Raw genomic sequence first — 16434 nt, 5'->3', positions numbered from 1 at the left:
CAGATGAGCCCCAAGCTCCCGCCCCGAAAGCGTGTGCGCCGGAGGCGCCGTGGGGGATGGATCATTGCCCTTTGCGCCACGGTTCTCGTGGGCGCGGCGGGCGTCGTCTACGCGTCGCAGGGGGGGCTGCAGTGGTTTTTCTCACCGGAATCTAGCGCTACACCCACCCCGACCCTTTCGCCTACTCCCGAGCCGGTGGCGCTGCCGCAGACTGCTCTCACCGTCGGGTCCGTGGCCGGCTGGCAATTGGCGTCGCCGATCGACGTTGCTGAGGTAGCCCCCGAGGTCGGTGACGCGGCTACCGGGAGCGTCGCTCTCGGTGTCGACGCGCCCGTCGTCGATGCGCCAGTTCAGGCGGCATCCGCTCCCATTCAGGTTGTCCCCGGAGAGACATACACGGTGTCCGCCAACGTGCGCATGCTGACGGCGCAGCCCACAGTCGCGCCGGTCACTCTTCAGGTGGGCACGGAAGAGATCGCCGTCCCGAAGCTGACAGCGGAATGGACCGAGATCACCGGTTCCTTTACCGCGGGCGAGTCGACGGAGACCGTCGTGGCGCTTCGCGTCGACGCGCCGGTGACAGGATTCGCGATCGATGACATCACCGTGGCGTCCGAAGACGGCAAGAACGTCGTTCCCAATCCTTCGTTTGATGACGTCACCTATGCAAACGTGCTCGTGAACTCGTCACTTTTGATGCGCACCGACACCGCCGCGTTAGCGGTCGTCCTCCCCGCGGGCGACGCGCAGTGGTCGATCTCTCAGTCCGGGATCGCCGTCGCAAAGGGGACGATCGCCTCCGACGGCAAGGTCACCAGCATCCCTGTTTCCTCGCTCGGCCAGGGGTATTACACCATCGACCTCACCGATTCGGCCGGGGTGGTGACATCCGCGCCGTTCGGGACGATCGATTCCGCTGCTCCGATCTCCGATTCGCGATTCGGAGTCGGCGTGCATGTCGAAGACGAGTGGTACGTAGATGCCGCACGCTACGCCCGCTCGGTGGGCGTTGCCGAAGTGCGAAACGACGTGCTCTGGCGGCTGAATGAGACCTCGCGAGGCGTCTATGACTGGGCTCCGGCATACGTCGACGGTTTCGACAAGATGCACCGAAGCGGCATCAAGATTCTCGGAATCATCAACTACGGAAACAAGCTCTACAGCGACAACGACAAGGTGCCCGACAACCCCGAGGCGGTCGCTGCGTATGGAAGGTACGCGGCCGCTGTGGCGGAGCGCTTCGACCTCGTAGGTGTCGAAGCCTTCAACGAGTTCAACCACGAGCGATTCAACAAGACGAAGTGCGGGACGGACCCGAGCTGCTACGTGCCTCTCCTCCAGGCTGTCCACGACAGCGTACGTGCTATCGACCCCACCCTTCCGGTCGTGGCCGGCGCTACAGCGAACTACGATCCTGCGTGGTTCAACGAGCTCTGGAAAGACGGGGGGCTCTCGTACGCGGATGCCGTCAGCTTCCACCCGTATCAAGTCACGGGAGACCCCAACCTCCTGACCGATATCATCGCGTCATCACGTGAAGGCATGCAGGAGTTCGCGGGCTTCGAGCGGCCCATCTGGATTACTGAGCTCGGTTCGACGTCGAATCCTGCTGCGATGACTGTCGAACAGCAAGCAGACTTTCTCCTGAAGTCGACGGTGACGGCACTGGGCAACGGCGCGGAGAAGTTCTTCTGGTACGACCTCATCAACGACAGCACCGATCCGACCTCGCACGAAGGGAACTTCGGGCTGTTCTTTCAGCCGATCGTCGGTGTGGCTGCGCTCCCGCCCAAGCCGGCAGCATTCAGCTACGCCCTTCTGATCTCGCTCGTCCGCGGTACAGAGTCAGCCGTCCCCGTGACAGCGCTCGCCGATGATGTGATCGCATACGACTTTGGCTCCGGTGACGAGAAGGTCACGGTCGCTTGGGGGAAGACCGCAGATACCTCCGTAACTGTCGCGAGCGAGAACCCCATCCGTGTCATCGGCGCGGACGGCGCGAGCAGGACCGTGCGACCGGTCAACGGAAACGTGACGTTCACCGTTCCGCTTGCTGGCGTGTACGTCCTGGCGCTGCCGTCGGCGCCGTGACGGCAAACCGTCAGGGAGCTTTCCCTAGAATCAAACGATGACCCACGAAACCCGACGTGCTGCTCGTGAGGCTGCGGCCGCGCGGGCGCGAGCAGATCACCCGGCACCGCGCCGCCGGCGGCGGGCGATCTGGATCACCGTTGCAGTGTCACTGGTTCTCATCCTCGGAGCCGGAGTCTGGCTCGGGTTTCGCGCGCTGACGGTGAAGGACGAACTCGAGCAGGCTCAGGCCCTCCTGGGATCGGCCGGCGATGACCTTTCCACCGCCGACCGAATTGCAGAACTCGGTACTCACGCCGAGGCTGCAGCGGCGGCAGCCGGAGACCCTGTCTGGCGCCTTGCTGAGTTCGTGCCGTTCGTCGGCGACAATCTTCGGGCGGTGCGACTGGCGAGCGAGTCGCTGGATGTTCTTGCCAATGATCTGGCGCAGCCTGTGATCGCGGCGATGAGTCAGGAGGGCGATGGGTCGCCGCTAAGCCGCGTCCTACCGATTATCCAAAGCCAGGCTCCGGTGGTCACTTCGCTGGCGGCCGACGTGCAAGCGGTCAGCGGGTCGTCGACTCTCATCGGACCCGTGCGGTCGGGAGTCGATCAGGTCGATGAGGTCCTTCAGGCAACCGCCCCCACCATTGCGATCCTGCCATCGCTCCTGGGTATGGATGGAGCCAGGAACTACCTTCTCGTCTTCCAAAACAACGCCGAAGCATCGTCGCTAGGCGGTAGTGCTGCGTCGCAGACACTCATCACGGCAGACCAGGGGAACATTTCCATTGCGGCCCAGGCAAGCAGCGCCAACTTCACTGAGGGCGTGCCGGTCGATGTTCCCGTCGATCAGAGCGCCCTTGAGTTGTACTCGTCATATCTCGTCGATCACGTGAACACGACAACCAGCCGTCCCGATTTCCCCACTGCCGCCAAGCTTCTGCAGGCTTTCTGGCAGCGCGACATCCGACCAGACCAGATCGATGGTGTCATCTCCGTTGACCCCATCGCGCTGGGCCGCATCTTGAAGGCAACGGGTCCGATCGACGTTGGCGGCGTCGAGCTGACAGACAAGAACGCCGTCTCGATCCTGCTCAAGGACGTATACGAGTGGTGGGACCCATACGCGAGCAAGGCCGACGCCGCAGCTTCGGACGCGTTTTTCGCCGCTGTCGCCTCAACGGTGTTCGAAAAGGTCGCGTCAGGCAATTTTGACCTCAAAGACATGGCCTGGGCAGTGAGTGAAGGCATAGACCGAGGCGACATCATGATGTGGTCGGAGGATCCCGCGATCGCGGCGGTCCTCGACGGTCAGCGCATAGCCGGCGTGCTCCCGGTCTCGAACACGGACGCGTCAACAGTCGGGGTGTTCTTCCGTGACACGTCGGCATCGAAGATCGACTACTACATGGACTCCGCAGTCGCGCTCACGGCCACCTGCACTGACGGAACCACCACGTACACCACGCAGACAACCCTTCATCTCGATCTCACTCAGCAGGAGGCGGACGCGCTGCCCCGCTACGTGAAGAGCGCGAAAGCGGGGGCGAGCCAGTTTCGCACCGAGGTGTTCGTATACGGGCCGCCTGGGATGACCCTCACGGACGCTTCAGTCGAGGGTGCGGAAGCGAGCGTCATGCGCACCGACGTCCAAGACCTCGGTAGACCGGTCGCATCCTTCCAGGTGCTGTTGGCGCCAAGCGAGTCGGGAACTGTTACCGCGACGTTCACGGGGCCGAGCGACATCGCAGACCCTGCTGTCGTGACGACACCGATGGTTCGTCCCACGGAGGTTCAAATCACAAACTCCTGTGGTTGACACGTCCGGTCGCGAGGACTCGGCCCGGGTATAGTTTGTGCCCGGGTCCAACCCGGGGGGTCGCGTAAGACAATGTTGCGGAGAGCAAGCAAGGGAACGCCTGCGCTCGCAGCGCGAGCTGCCGAGCGCCGGTCGGCGCGGGACTGGCCGTCTGCCTACGGATGGTGGCTGGTTGTCAGTGACGCGGCAGTCCTGGCGGCCGTCTTCGTTCTTTTCAGGTTCGTGTTGCTGCCGAGCGAACAGCGGTCGGTGACGTGGCCGAATGGGCCTGGTATTTCGTACACGGTTGCGATCCTGATCGTCGCTCTGCTCTGGATGCTCGCCCTCAGCGTGTTCGAAACACGTAATCGTCATGTCGTGGGAAGCGGGTCTCTCGAGTATGCGCGGATCGCGAACGCGAGCGCAGTCCTGTTCGCGCTCCTGGTCGCGGTAGCGTTCTTCCTGCGGATCGAGGTGTCGCGAGCACTACTGCTGGTAGTCATCCCGGTCGGTGCGGTACTGCTCATCTTTTCGCGATGGATGTGGCGGCAATGGCTGCGCCGGCAACAGAAGGCGCGCAAATACGTGTATCGGGCGATCGTTCTGGGGGAGCACCGCAAAGCCGCCCACATCGTTTCGGCGATCCGGCGAACCCCCGGAAGTGGATTCGACATTGTCGGAGTCGTCACGGGAGGGCATACCGGTGCGGTACTGGGCGGAGTGCCGGTCCTCGGAGGCTATGCGACGGCCATCGAGGTCATGGATGCCGTCGACGCGGACACGGTCATCGTCGCAGGCGCCGACGAAATCGACCCGGTTGTGCTGCGACGTCTCGGGTGGACCATCGCTGACCGCGACGCCAACCTGGTGGTGGCGCCGCAGCTCACCGACGTCGCTGGACCGCGGATTCACTCCCGGCCCGCGGCCGGTTTGCCCCTGGTCTATGTCGAGTACCCGACGCTCGAAGGCTACCGCGGGTTCGCCAAACGAGCTTTTGATATCGCCGCTTCTGCGTTGCTCATTGTGCTCACATCGCCCCTCATGCTCGTGACCGCGGCCGCTGTCGTGCTGGAGAGCGGCCGGCCGGTCATCTATCGGCAAACGCGCATCGGCCGCGGCGGAACGTCGTTCCTGATGCTGAAGTTCCGCTCGATGCAGGTAGGAACAGATGATCTGCTGCCAAGTCTGCTCGACCGTGAGGGCGCCGCGGGGCGCCCCTTGCATAAGGTGCTCAACGATCCGCGGGTTACGCGCGTCGGGCGCTTCATCCGTAAGCATTCGATTGACGAGCTACCGCAGCTCTTCAATGTTCTCGCGGGTTCGATGAGTCTCGTCGGGCCGCGCCCGCAGCGCGAGTCCGAGGTCGCCCTCTACGATGACACCGCCGAAAGGCGCCTGCTCGTCAAGCCCGGCATGAGCGGACTGTGGCAGGTGAGCGGCAGGTCACAGCTGTCGTGGGAGGATGCTCTCCGGCTGGACCTCTACTACGTCGAGAATTGGTCGTTCACACAAGACATCGTGATCTTGTTCCGCACGGTGCGGGCCGTCCTTTTTCCGGGATCGACGGCGATCTGACCTCGGCTCTCGCGATCCAGGAGAGCCGCTCGCTCTTTGTTTCGAATCGGAGAACATTGGGTCGCGCTTTCCCCCCACGATTGTGGTATCCGTGAGGCTGTGGGTAGCCTGGGAGTAACTCGGGGAGGACGAGGGCTGTTCCAGGCAGCGCTGACCTCCGCGCAAAACGCCCCCCACGCCGCGTCGTCGGCATACACCAAAGAGACTTTTTCTACGTCGGGGAGACACCATGAAGAGCCTTCGTACCAAGATCGCGGCGGTAGTCATCGCTATCGTCGCACTCGTTGCCGCGCCCACGGCAGCAATGGCCTACACGCCTGTTCCGCCGAGCGGAACTACGACCACTATTCCTGCTGGCGGGTCGGCGACGTTCCTGTTCGAGTTCACCGGCACCGGCACCGTCACGTACACCCTTACGGGTGAGGGTGTTGGACCGGGCAGCCTTGCTATGGTCAAGGCCGCACCGACCTCCACCTCTGTCACCAAGGCGGCGGGTCAGAACGTCACGGTGACGCTTCCGTCGAACGCCACGGGATCGTATGAACTCAAGGGCGTGCTCGGTAGTGAGACCATCATCCTCACGATCAGGGCTGAGATCGCGACGACCGGTTTCGACGCGAGTTCGATGCTCGGCGTCTGGATCGGTGGCGGCGTGCTGCTGCTCGGCGGTGTGCTCGTCACGGTCTTCGCGGCGCGCCGCGAACGCCAGGACGCCTGAGCGCGACCGTACAACCTCAACGAAGGCCCCCGCTTTGGCGGGGGCCTTCGTCATGCAGCGCTGTAGCGGATCAATCCCGGCGCGAGTTTGCGACACGCCCGGGATGCACGTAGACTACTGAGGTTCCACATTCCGGTGCGCACTGTTGTGCGCCTGGATCACTGCCAGGGCAGTGCATAGAACGCGCGCAAGCGCAGAGTCTAGGCCGCGGGCAGCAGAACACGTTTCCCACACAGCATCCCTGCTTGCCAGGGTGACACGCGTGCGTGTCGTGCGGGACCCGATGCGCGAGCGTCCGGGTTGACATCAGAACAGCGGTGCAGCATCCGCGACAGCATCCCCATGCAGCGGAGTGAAGTGCCACGGCGCGCAAGCGCCACGGTGCGTCCAATGCCCGTGCCCCGAACCGATCGGGGTCCAGAGGTAAGACGCGAGAAAGAGAGTGAGCAGACAATGGCGGGACAGAAGATCCGCATTCGCCTGAAGTCGTACGACCACGCGGGGCTTGACAGCTCGGCGCGCAAGATCGTCGACACCGTGACCCGAGCGGGCGCGACGGTCGTTGGACCCGTGCCGCTTCCGACCGAGAAGAACGTCGTGTGCGTCATCCGGTCGCCCCACAAGTACAAGGACAGCCGCGAGCACTTCGAGATGCGCACCCACAAGCGTCTGATCGACATCATCGACCCGACGCCCAAGGCCGTCGACTCGCTGATGCGCCTTGACCTGCCGGCCGACGTCAACATCGAGATCAAGCTCTGAGGTTCGACATGGCTGACATCAACTCAAAGATTTCGAAGGGACTGCTGGGCACCAAGCTCGGCATGACCCAGGTTTGGGACGAGAACGGCAAGCTCGTTCCCGTCACCGTGATCGAAGTGGCCCCGAACGTGGTCACCCAGGTCCGCACCCCCGAGAAGGACGGCTACAACGCCGTTCAGATCGCGTACGGCCAGATCGACCCCCGCAAGGTGAACAAGCCCCTCTCGGCCCACTTCGAGGCCGCGGGCGTCACCCCTCGCCGCCACCTCACTGAGGTGCGCACGGCGGATGCAGCTGACTACTCACTCGGTCAGGAGCTCACCGTCGACGGCGTGTTCGAGGCGGGTCAGCTGGTCGACGTCGTCGGCACCAGCAAGGGTAAGGGCACCGCGGGTGTCATGAAGCGCCACAACTTCAAGGGCGTTTCGGCCTCGCACGGTGCGCACCGCAACCACCGCAAGCCCGGTTCGATCGGCGCCTCCTCGACCCCCAGCCGCGTGTTCAAGGGCATGCGGATGGCAGGTCGGATGGGCGGCGAGCGCGTCACCGTGCTGAACCTCACCGTCCACGCGGTCGACGCCGAGAAGGGTCTGCTGCTCGTCAAGGGCGCCGTCCCCGGTGCGCGTGGTCGCATCGTCTACGTCCGCAACGCAGTGAAGGGTGCCTGATCATGGCTGACTCGACTCTCGCGCTCGACGTCCACAAGGCTGACGGCAAGAAGGCCGGCTCGGTTGAGCTGCCCGCCGCCCTGTTCGACGTCAAGACGAACATTCCGCTCATCCACCAGGTCGTCGTGGCGCAGCGCGCCGCGGCTCGCCAGGGTACTCACTCGACCAAGCGTCGCGGTGAGGTCTCGGGTGCCGGCCGCAAGCCCTTCAAGCAGAAGGGCACCGGTAACGCCCGTCAGGGTTCGATCCGCGCGCCCCACATGACCGGTGGTGGCATCGTCCACGGGCCCAAGCCCCGCGACTACGGACAGCGCACGCCCAAGAAGATGATCGCTGCCGCGCTCCTCGGTGCGCTGAGCGACCGCGCTCGTGGCGAGCGTTTGCACATCGTCGACTCGTTCGGTATCGAGGGTGCTCCGTCCACGAAGGCTGCTGTTGCCGTCCTCGGCAACCTCGCCCCGGCGAAGAACGTCCTCGTGGTCGTCACGCGCGACGACGAGACGAGCATCCTGAGCGTTCGCAACCTCGCGTACGTGCACGTGCTCTACGTCGACCAGCTCAACGCCTACGACGTCCTCGTCTCGGACGACATCGTCTTCACCAAGGCTGCCTATGACGCGTTCGTCGCGTCGAAGACCGTCTCCACCCAGGAGGTCTCCGCATGACCACTGTCAACAAGGACCCGCGCGACATCATCCTGAAGCCGGTCGTCTCCGAGAAGAGCTACTCGCTCATCGACGAGGGCAAGTACACGTTCCTCGTGGACCCGCGTGCGACCAAGACCGAGATCAAGCTCGCGATCGAGAAGATCTTCGGCGTCAAGGTGGCCTCGGTCAACACGATCAACCGCGTCGGCAAGGCCCGTCGCACCCGTTTCGGCATGGGCAAGCGCAAGGACACCAAGCGCGCCATCGTCACGCTGAAGTCGGGCTCCATCGACATCTTCACGGCCGTCGGCTGACAGTCGGGATAGAGGACTAGAGACATGGCAATTCGCAAGTACAAGCCCACGACCCCCGGTCGCCGCGGCTCGTCGGTGGCGGACTTCGCTGAGATCACCCGATCGACGCCCGAGAAGTCGCTCCTTCGTCCGATCGCGAAGACCGGTGGCCGCAACAACCAGGGCCGCATCACGACGCGTCACATCGGTGGCGGACACAAGCGTCAGTACCGTGTGATCGACTTCCGTCGTAACGACAAGGACGGCATCAACGCCAAGGTCGCGCACATCGAGTACGACCCCAACCGCACCGCGCGCATCGCGCTGCTGCACTACGTCGATGGCGAGAAGCGTTACATCCTCGCCCCGAACAAGCTGCAGCAGGGCGACATCGTGGAGTCGGGCCCCTCGGCCGACATCAAGCCCGGCAACAACCTGCCGCTGCGTAACATCCCCACCGGTACCGTTGTGCACGCGATCGAGCTGCGCCCCGGTGGCGGTGCGAAGATGGCCCGCTCGGCAGGCGCCGCAGTTCGCCTCGTCGCCAAGGATGGCCCCTACGCGCAGCTTCGTCTGCCGTCCGGTGAAATCCGCAACGTCGACGCTCGCTGCCGCGCCACGATCGGCGAGGTCGGCAACGCCGAGCAGTCGAACATCAACTGGGGCAAGGCTGGCCGCAAGCGCTGGAAGGGTGTGCGCCCGACCGTCCGCGGTGTCGCGATGAACCCGGTCGACCACCCCCACGGTGGTGGTGAGGGCAAGACCTCCGGTGGTCGTCACCCCGTGAGCCCCTGGGGCCAGGCGGAGGGCCGTACGCGCCACGCCAACAAGGAAAGCGACAAGCTCATCGTCCGCCGCCGCACGGCCGGCAAGAAGCGCAAGTAGGTAGGAACAGAAGATGCCACGCAGTCTCAAGAAGGGCCCCTTCGTCGACGAGCACCTGCTTCGCAAGGTCGTCTCCCAGAACGAAGCCGGGACCAAGAACGTCATCAAGACCTGGTCGCGCCGCTCGATGATCATCCCGGCCATGCTCGGCCACACGATCGCCGTGCACGACGGTCGCAAGCACATCCCTGTGTTCGTGAGCGAGACCATGGTCGGCCACAAGCTGGGCGAGTTCGCGCCCACCCGCACCTTCCGCGGCCACGAGAAGGACGACAAGAAGGGCCGCCGCCGCTGACGCGGGGGCGCAAGAGGAGAGAGAAATGGTGGAGTCCATCGCACGCGTGCGACACATCCGCGTGACCCCTCAGAAGGCTCGTCGTGTCGTCGCGCTCATCAAGGGCAAGCAGGCCGAAGAGGCCCTCGCGATCCTGAAGTTCGCGCCGCAGGGTGCGAGCGAGCCGATCTACAAGCTGGTTGCGTCGGCCATCGCCAACGCTCGCGTGAAGGCCGACAACGACGGCACCTATTTCGACGAGGGTGCGCTGTTCGTCAAGAACGCGTACGTCGATGAGGGAACGACGCTCAAGCGGTTCCAGCCGCGCGCGCAGGGTCGTGCATTCCAGATCAAGAAGCGCACCAGCCACATCACGGTCGTTCTCGCAACGCCCGAGGTCGCTGAGACCGCGCCCGCTGCCAAGACCAAGAAGGCGAGCAAGTAATGGGACAGAAAGTCAACCCGTACGGCTTCCGCCTGGGCATCACCACCGACCACGTGTCGCGGTGGTTCTCGGACTCGACCAAGCCGGGTCAGCGCTACGCCGACTACGTGGCCGAGGACATCAAGATCCGTCGTCTGCTCAAGACGCAGCTCGACCGCGCCGGTGTCAGCAACATCGAGATCGAGCGCACGCGTGACCGCGTTCGTGTCGACATCCACACCGCCCGTCCGGGCATCGTGATCGGTCGCCGCGGCGCCGAGGCTGAGCGCATCCGCGCTGACCTCGAGAAGCTCACCGGCAAGCAGATCCAGCTGAACATCCTCGAGGTCAAGAACCCCGAGGCTGACGCTCAGCTTGTCGCGCAGGGCATCGCCGAGCAGCTGTCTGCTCGTGTCGCCTTCCGTCGCGCCATGCGCAAGGGCCTGCAGGGCGCACAGCGTGCCGGCGCCAAGGGTGTCCGGATCCAGGTCTCGGGCCGCCTCGGCGGCGCGGAGATGAGCCGGTCGGAGTTCTACCGAGAAGGCCGTGTGCCGCTGCACACCCTGCGCGCGAACATCGACTACGGCTTCTACGAGGCGAAGACCACCTTCGGCCGCATCGGCGTGAAGGTCTGGATCTACAAGGGCGACCTCACCAACAAGGAACTGGCCCGCGAGCAGGCGAACCAGAAGCCCGCGCGCGAGCGTGGCGACCGTCGTGGCCCCCGCCGCGACAACCGCGCCGCTGAGGCCCCGGTCGCAGAAGGAGCGTCGGCATAATGCTCATCCCCCGCAAGGTCAAGTACCGCAAGCAGCACCACCCGGGTCGCGATGGCCAGGCCACCGGTGGCACCAAGGTGTCGTTCGGTGAGTTCGGCATCCAGGCCCTGACTCCCGCCTATGTGACCAACCGTCAGATCGAGTCCGCTCGTATCGCGATGACCCGTCACATCAAGCGTGGTGGAAAGGTGTGGATCAACATCTACCCCGACCGTCCGCTGACCAAGAAGCCCGCCGAAACCCGCATGGGTTCGGGTAAGGGTTCGCCGGAGTGGTGGGTCGCAAACGTCAAGCCGGGTCGCGTCCTCTTCGAGGTCGCCGGCGTCAACGAGCAGCTCGCTCGTGAAGCCCTGACCCGTGCCATCCACAAGCTGCCTCTGAAGGCACGCATCATCAAGCGCGAGGAGGGCGACGCGTAATGGCGATCGGCACCAAGACGCTCGCCCCGAGCGAGCTGGACACGTTCGAAGACCAGCGCCTGGTCGAGGAGCTGCGCAAGGCCAAGGAAGAGCTGTTCAACCTGCGCTTCCAGTCGGCCACCGGCCAGCTCGACAGCCACGGCCGCATCCGCGCGGTCAAGCGTGACATCGCGCGGCTGTACACCGTCATCCGCGAGCGCGAGCTCGGCATCCGTGCCACGCCCGCTCCCGTCGAGAAGGCGACCAAGGCTCGCAAGACGAAGGCCGCGAAGTCGGATGACGACGCTGCCGCCAAGGAGGAGGCTGAGTGATGGCCACCACAGAGAACACCACTGAGAAGGCTCCGGCCAAGAAGGCGCCCGCTAAGAAGGCTCCTGCCAAGGCTGCTGCCGAGAAGGTTGTCGAGGCTCCGGTCGAGGCAGGGCACGAGCACTCGGAGCACGACGTTCGCGACCCCAACGCCCGCGGCTACCGCAAGACCCGTCGTGGCTACGTCGTCTCGGACAAGATGGACAAGACGATCGTCGTCGAGGTCGAGGACCGCGTGAAGCACCCCCTCTACGGCAAGGTCATCCGCCGGACCTCGAAGGTGAAGGCGCACGACGAGACCAACACCGCCGGCATCGGCGACCTCGTCGTCATCAACGAGACCCGTCCGCTGAGCGCCACCAAGCGCTGGCGTCTGGTCGAGATCCTCGAGAAGGCGAAGTGATCTCATGATTCAGAACGAATCCCGCCTCAAGGTGGCGGACAACACCGGCGCGAAAGAGCTGCTGACCATTCGTGTGCTGGGCGGCTCCAACCGTCGGTACGCCGGTCTCGGCGACATCATCGTGGCAACCGTCAAGGATGCGATCCCGGGCGGCAACGTCAAGAAGGGCGATGTCGTCAAGGCTGTTGTGGTGCGCACGGTCAAGCAGACCCGCCGTCCCGACGGTTCCTACATCAAGTTCGACGAGAACGCCGCCGTCATCCTGAAGAACGACGGGGAGCCCCGCGGCACCCGCATCTTCGGACCGGTCGGCCGTGAGCTTCGTGACAAGAAGTTCATGAAGATCGTCTCGCTGGCCCCGGAGGTCATCTGATCATGGCGAACATCAAAAAGGGCGACCTGGTTCAGGTCATCTCAGGCCCCACGCCTGAGCGCGGCGGCGACCGCGGCAAGCAGGGCAAGGTCCTCGAGGTCCTCGTCGAGCAGGACCGCGTGATCGTTGAGGGCGTGAACTACGTCACCAAGCACGTCCGCGTCGGTCAAACCCAGCGCGGCACGAAGACTGGCGGTCTCGAGACCATCGAGGCGCCCATCCACATCTCCAACGTCCAGGTCGTGGACCCCGAGACGAAGAAGCCGACCCGTGTCGGTCACCGTGTCGAGGAGCAGGTCAAGGACGGCGTGAAGCGCACGGTTCGCGTGCGGTACGCAAAGAAGTCAGGTAAGGACCTCTGATGAGCACGACCACTGCTGCGCCAGCTGGCAAAATCCAGCCGCGCCTGAAGCAGAAGTACAACGGCGAGATCAAGAAGGCACTGCAGGACGAGTTCGGCTACGCGAACGTCATGCAGATCCCCGGCCTCGTGAAGGTCGTCGTGAACACCGGTGTCGGTGAGGCAGCTCGCGACAGCAAGGTGATCGATGGCGCGGTCGACGACCTCACCAAGATCACCGGTCAGAAGCCGGTCGTCACGAAGGCTCGCAAGTCGATCGCACAGTTCAAGCTGCGCGAGGGACAGGCCATCGGCGCACACGTGACCCTGCGTGGCGACCGCGCCTGGGAGTTCATCGACCGCCTCGTGAGCCTCGCGCTGCCCCGCATCCGCGACTTCCGCGGCCTCTCGGACAAGCAGTTCGACGGCAACGGCAACTACACCTTCGGTGTGCAGGAGCAGTCGATCTTCCACGAGATCAACCAGGACAAGATCGACCGCGTCCGCGGGTTCGACATCACGATCGTGACGTCGGCGAAGACGGATGCCGAAGGTCGCGCTCTCCTGCGTCACCTCGGCTTCCCGTTCCGGGGCACCGAGCAGCAGGCCTGATCAACCTCTGATGTCCCGGGACCTCCGGGGCATCACCACCACAGGTCGGCGTCCGCGTAACGGGCGTCGAAACCTGGTGAACGAAAGAAGAACCCCATGACCATGACAGACCCGGTCGCAGACATGCTGACCCGGCTGCGCAACGCGAACTCGGCGCACCACGACTCCGTGTCGCTGCCGAGCTCGAAGCTCAAGACGCACATCGCCGAGATCCTCAAGCAAGAGGGTTACATCTCGGACTGGTCGGTCGAGGACGCCCGCGTGGGCCAGACCCTGACCATGACCCTCAAGTACGGCCCGAACCGCGAGCGTTCGATCGCGGGCATCAAGCGCGTGTCGAAGCCTGGTCTTCGTGTCTACGCGAAGTCGACCGAGATCCCCACGGTTCTCGGTGGACTCGGTGTTGCGATCCTGTCCACCTCCTCCGGTCTTCTCACAGACCGTCAGGCCGAGCAGAAGGGCGTGGGTGGGGAAGTCCTCGCCTACGTGTGGTGATCTGACATGTCGCGTATTGGACGCCTTCCCATCGACATCCCCGCCGGCGTGACCATCACGGTCGAGGGCCAGGATGTCGCCGTCAAGGGCCCGAAGGGTGAGCTTTCGCTCACCGTCGCGCGCCCCATCGAGGTCAAGGTCGAAGAGGGTCAGGTGCTTGTCACCCGTCCCGACGACGAGCGCGAGTCGCGGTCGCTTCACGGCCTGACCCGCACCCTGATCAACAACAACATCATCGGCGTGACCCAGGGCTACACCAAGGGGCTCGAGGTCGTCGGCACCGGTTACCGCGTTGCACAGAAGGGCAGCTCGATCGAGTTCGCCCTCGGCTTCTCGCACCCCGTGCTCGTTGACCCGCCCAGTGGCATCAGCTTCACGGTCGAGGGCAACAACAAGGTCACCGTGAGTGGCATCGACAAGCAGGCCGTCGGTGAGGTTGCTGCCAACATCCGAAAGATCCGTAAGCCGGAGCCCTACAAGGGCAAGGGCATCCGCTACGCAGGCGAGGTCGTGCGTCGCAAGGCCGGAAAGGCTGGTAAGTAACCATGAGCGTCAAGACGAAGTCCGACGCCCGCGCGCGTCGCCACACCCGTCTTCGCAAGAAGGTCGTCGGCACCACCGAGCGTCCGCGCCTGGTCGTCACCCGCTCTGCCCGTCACGTGTTCGTGCAGGTCGTCGACGACAGCAAGGGCCACACGCTGGCCTCGGCATCCACCCTCGAAACCGACCTGCGGTCGTTCGACGGTGACAAGACCGCCAAGGCGCGCAAGGTCGGCGAGCTCGTCGCCGAGCGCGCGAAGGCAGCCGGCGTCGCCGACGTCGTGTTCGACCGTGGCGGCAACCGCTACGCGGGACGTGTCGCGGCGATCGCCGACGGCGCCCGCGAAGGAGGTCTGAACCTGTGAGCGAGAACAACAACCCCGTGGAGAACGACGTGACCACTGCCGAGGGCACCGAACCGGTTGCCGAGGCCACTGCGGCCGAGGGCGCCGCGACGACCGAGCGCGAGCGTGAGCCGCGTCGCGGGAGCCGCGAGCGCAACCCCAACCGTGACCGCAACTCGCGTGACCGCGGCGACAACCAGTTCCTGGAGCGTGTCGTCACCATCAACCGTGTGTCGAAGGTCGTGAAGGGCGGACGTCGGTTCAGCTTCACCGCCCTCGTGGTCGTCGGTGACGGCAACGGTGTGGTCGGCGTTGGCTATGGCAAGGCCCGTGAGGTCCCCCTGGCGATCTCGAAGGGTGTCGAAGAGGCCAAGCGCAACTTCTTCCGCGTGCCGCGCTCCGGCTCCACCATCCCGCACCCCGTGCAGGGTGAGGCGGCAGCCGGTGTGGTGCTCCTGCGTCCCGCTGCTGCCGGTACCGGTGTTATCGCAGGTGGTCCGGTGCGTGCGGTGCTCGAGTGCGCCGGCATCCACGACGTTCTGTCGAAGTCGCTCGGTTCGTCGAACACGATCAACATCGTGCACGCGACCGTCGAGGCGCTCCAGCAGCTCGAGGAGCCGCGCTCGGTTGCCGCTCGTCGTGGTCTCGATTTCGACCAGGTCGCTCCGGCTCGTCTCGTCCGTGCCGAAGCTGAGGCTACGGCCGCACAGAAGGTAGGTGCCTGATGGCTGCTCGGCTGAAGGTGACCCAGGTCAAGTCCAAGGTGAGCGAGAAGCAGAACCAGCGTGACACGCTGCGCTCGCTCGGTCTCAAGCGGATCGGCGACTCGGTCGTCCGTCCCGACGACGCGCAGACGCGCGGCTACGTCAAGACCGTCGCTCACCTCGTGAAGGTTGAGGAGATCGACTAATGGCAGACAACGAAAACGTCGAGGCTGCAGAAGCAGTAGCCGCGGCGCCCAAGAAGGCCCCGGCTCGCAAGGCTCCGGCCAAGGCTGCTGCCGACGCGCCCGCCGAGAAGAAGGCGCCCGCGCGCAAGGCTCCGGCTAAGGCTGCTGCTGACAGCGAAGCCCCGGCCGAGAAGGCAGCGCCCGCCAAGAAGGCTCCGGCCAAGGCGGCGGCGAAGAAGGATGTCGCACCCGCGACCCGTCCCGGTGTGCTCAAGGTGCACCACCTCCGTCCGGTGCCCGGTGCCAACACGGCGAAGACCCGGGTCGGCCGCGGTGAAGGCTCGAAGGGTAAGACCGCGGGCCGCGGTACCAAGGGCACGAAGGCCCGGTACCAGGTCAAGGTCGGTTTCGAGGGTGGGCAGATGCCGCTGCACATGCGCACCCCGAAGCTCCGTGGCTTCAAGAACCCGTTCCGCGTGGAGTACCAGGTCGTGAACCTCTCGACGCTGGCCGAGCTCTACCCGAAGGGTGGAGAGGTCACCGTCAGTGACCTCGTGGCGAAGGGCGCAGTTCGCAAGAACGAGAAGGTCAAGGTCCTCGGTGACGGCGACATTTCGGTCAAGCTCACCGTGACCGTCGACAAGGTTTCGGGTTCGGCCGAGCAGAAGATCGTCGCTGCCGGCGGGTCCGTCGCGACCGCCGCCTCGGCGAAGTAGTACCTGGAAAGAGGGGCCGGAGAGATCTCCGGCCCCTCTTTCGGTTAGCCTGGACGTTGGCGCGCCCGAGCGTGTCGGCATCCCCCTTGGAGGAATCC

24 protein-coding genes are annotated in these 16434 nt (G+C 64.7%); all 24 read left to right on the top strand.

The genetic code is table 11. The annotated features are described in order from the left end of the window. The first annotated feature begins 195 nt into the window (after nucleotides 1–195). Nucleotides 196–2091 carry a glycosyl hydrolase gene (locus AB0O89_RS13025; RefSeq protein ID WP_363498330.1) on the top strand — a complete coding sequence of 632 codons (1896 nt, stop codon included), beginning with the start codon at nucleotides 196–198 and terminating at the stop codon, nucleotides 2089–2091. A 37-nt stretch (nucleotides 2092–2128) separates the two neighbouring features. Then, a complete protein-coding gene (locus AB0O89_RS13020) occupies nucleotides 2129–3892 on the top strand; it encodes a DUF4012 domain-containing protein (RefSeq protein ID WP_363498327.1) in 1764 nt (587 codons plus the stop codon). A 72-nt stretch (nucleotides 3893–3964) separates the two neighbouring features. Beyond that, on the top strand, nucleotides 3965–5446 hold the full coding sequence (locus AB0O89_RS13015) for a sugar transferase (RefSeq protein ID WP_363498324.1): 1482 nt from the start codon (nucleotides 3965–3967) through the stop codon (nucleotides 5444–5446). Between the two features lie 229 nt (nucleotides 5447–5675). Then, nucleotides 5676–6164 (top strand): hypothetical protein, encoded by a 489-nt coding sequence (locus tag AB0O89_RS13010; RefSeq protein WP_363498321.1) that lies wholly within the window; start codon nucleotides 5676–5678, stop codon nucleotides 6162–6164. 453 nt (nucleotides 6165–6617) lie between these two features. Beyond that, nucleotides 6618–6926, top strand: a complete 309-nt coding sequence (gene rpsJ / locus AB0O89_RS13005) for a 30S ribosomal protein S10 (RefSeq protein WP_013584016.1) — start codon at nucleotides 6618–6620, stop codon at nucleotides 6924–6926. 8 nt (nucleotides 6927–6934) lie between these two features. Then, nucleotides 6935–7594 carry a 50S ribosomal protein L3 gene (rplC, locus tag AB0O89_RS13000; protein ID WP_292709644.1) on the top strand — a complete coding sequence of 220 codons (660 nt, stop codon included), beginning with the start codon at nucleotides 6935–6937 and terminating at the stop codon, nucleotides 7592–7594. A gap of 2 nt (nucleotides 7595–7596) precedes the next feature. Then, nucleotides 7597–8259, top strand: coding sequence for a 50S ribosomal protein L4 (gene rplD / locus AB0O89_RS12995; RefSeq protein ID WP_300591418.1), 663 nt, complete (start codon nucleotides 7597–7599; stop codon nucleotides 8257–8259). Beyond that, nucleotides 8256–8555: a 50S ribosomal protein L23 gene (gene rplW, locus AB0O89_RS12990; protein WP_363498317.1), complete on the top strand. Its 300-nt coding sequence runs from the start codon at nucleotides 8256–8258 to the stop codon at nucleotides 8553–8555. The genes rplD and rplW overlap by 4 nt, the downstream gene beginning before the upstream one ends. Before the next feature lie 24 nt (nucleotides 8556–8579). Continuing rightward, nucleotides 8580–9419 (top strand): 50S ribosomal protein L2, encoded by an 840-nt coding sequence (rplB, locus tag AB0O89_RS12985; RefSeq protein ID WP_292709649.1) that lies wholly within the window; start codon nucleotides 8580–8582, stop codon nucleotides 9417–9419. A 13-nt stretch (nucleotides 9420–9432) separates the two neighbouring features. Continuing rightward, nucleotides 9433–9714 (top strand): 30S ribosomal protein S19, encoded by a 282-nt coding sequence (rpsS, locus tag AB0O89_RS12980; protein ID WP_018187348.1) that lies wholly within the window; start codon nucleotides 9433–9435, stop codon nucleotides 9712–9714. Between the two features lie 25 nt (nucleotides 9715–9739). Beyond that, a complete protein-coding gene (rplV, locus tag AB0O89_RS12975) occupies nucleotides 9740–10138 on the top strand; it encodes a 50S ribosomal protein L22 (RefSeq protein ID WP_363498312.1) in 399 nt (132 codons plus the stop codon). Beyond that, a complete protein-coding gene (gene rpsC, locus AB0O89_RS12970; RefSeq protein WP_195692938.1) occupies nucleotides 10138–10896 on the top strand; it encodes a 30S ribosomal protein S3 in 759 nt (252 codons plus the stop codon). Before rplV ends, rpsC begins: the two co-directional genes overlap by 1 nt. Next, a complete protein-coding gene (rplP, locus tag AB0O89_RS12965) occupies nucleotides 10896–11315 on the top strand; it encodes a 50S ribosomal protein L16 (protein WP_195692939.1) in 420 nt (139 codons plus the stop codon). Before rpsC ends, rplP begins: the two co-directional genes overlap by 1 nt. Next, a complete protein-coding gene (rpmC, locus tag AB0O89_RS12960) occupies nucleotides 11315–11626 on the top strand; it encodes a 50S ribosomal protein L29 (RefSeq protein ID WP_228177320.1) in 312 nt (103 codons plus the stop codon). The genes rplP and rpmC overlap by 1 nt, the downstream gene beginning before the upstream one ends. Then, nucleotides 11626–12027: a 30S ribosomal protein S17 gene (rpsQ, locus tag AB0O89_RS12955; RefSeq protein WP_363498307.1), complete on the top strand. Its 402-nt coding sequence runs from the start codon at nucleotides 11626–11628 to the stop codon at nucleotides 12025–12027. Before rpmC ends, rpsQ begins: the two co-directional genes overlap by 1 nt. Before the next feature lie 4 nt (nucleotides 12028–12031). Beyond that, entirely contained in the window at nucleotides 12032–12400 is a 369-nt protein-coding gene (gene rplN / locus AB0O89_RS12950) for a 50S ribosomal protein L14 (RefSeq protein WP_292709660.1), read from the top strand. Nucleotides 12401–12402: 2 nt separating this feature from the next. Further along, complete coding sequence (gene rplX, locus AB0O89_RS12945) at nucleotides 12403–12762, top strand: 50S ribosomal protein L24 (protein WP_228177317.1); 360 nt, start codon at nucleotides 12403–12405, stop codon at nucleotides 12760–12762. Beyond that, complete coding sequence (rplE, locus tag AB0O89_RS12940; protein WP_228177316.1) at nucleotides 12762–13352, top strand: 50S ribosomal protein L5; 591 nt, start codon at nucleotides 12762–12764, stop codon at nucleotides 13350–13352. Before rplX ends, rplE begins: the two co-directional genes overlap by 1 nt. 96 nt (nucleotides 13353–13448) lie before the next feature. Continuing rightward, a complete protein-coding gene (rpsH, locus tag AB0O89_RS12935; protein ID WP_179430951.1) occupies nucleotides 13449–13847 on the top strand; it encodes a 30S ribosomal protein S8 in 399 nt (132 codons plus the stop codon). A gap of 6 nt (nucleotides 13848–13853) precedes the next feature. Continuing rightward, entirely contained in the window at nucleotides 13854–14390 is a 537-nt protein-coding gene (gene rplF, locus AB0O89_RS12930; protein WP_228177315.1) for a 50S ribosomal protein L6, read from the top strand. A gap of 2 nt (nucleotides 14391–14392) precedes the next feature. Then, a complete protein-coding gene (gene rplR, locus AB0O89_RS12925; protein WP_228177314.1) occupies nucleotides 14393–14752 on the top strand; it encodes a 50S ribosomal protein L18 in 360 nt (119 codons plus the stop codon). Beyond that, nucleotides 14749–15456, top strand: coding sequence for a 30S ribosomal protein S5 (gene rpsE / locus AB0O89_RS12920; protein WP_292709667.1), 708 nt, complete (start codon nucleotides 14749–14751; stop codon nucleotides 15454–15456). Before rplR ends, rpsE begins: the two co-directional genes overlap by 4 nt. Further along, nucleotides 15456–15641 (top strand): 50S ribosomal protein L30, encoded by a 186-nt coding sequence (gene rpmD / locus AB0O89_RS12915; RefSeq protein ID WP_023954062.1) that lies wholly within the window; start codon nucleotides 15456–15458, stop codon nucleotides 15639–15641. The genes rpsE and rpmD overlap by 1 nt, the downstream gene beginning before the upstream one ends. Continuing rightward, the gene (gene rplO, locus AB0O89_RS12910; protein WP_363498300.1) at nucleotides 15641–16336 is read left to right on the top strand and encodes a 50S ribosomal protein L15; all 696 of its coding nucleotides are present in this window, start codon (nucleotides 15641–15643) and stop codon (nucleotides 16334–16336) included. The genes rpmD and rplO overlap by 1 nt, the downstream gene beginning before the upstream one ends. Nucleotides 16337–16434: the final 98 nt, after the last annotated feature.

This window comes from Microbacterium sp. NPDC076895, assembly GCF_040687115.1.
Classification (GTDB): Bacteria; Actinomycetota; Actinomycetes; order Actinomycetales; family Microbacteriaceae; genus Microbacterium.
The sequence above is the reverse complement of the archived record's forward strand: the minus strand, read 5'-3'. Positions and strand labels throughout refer to the sequence as shown.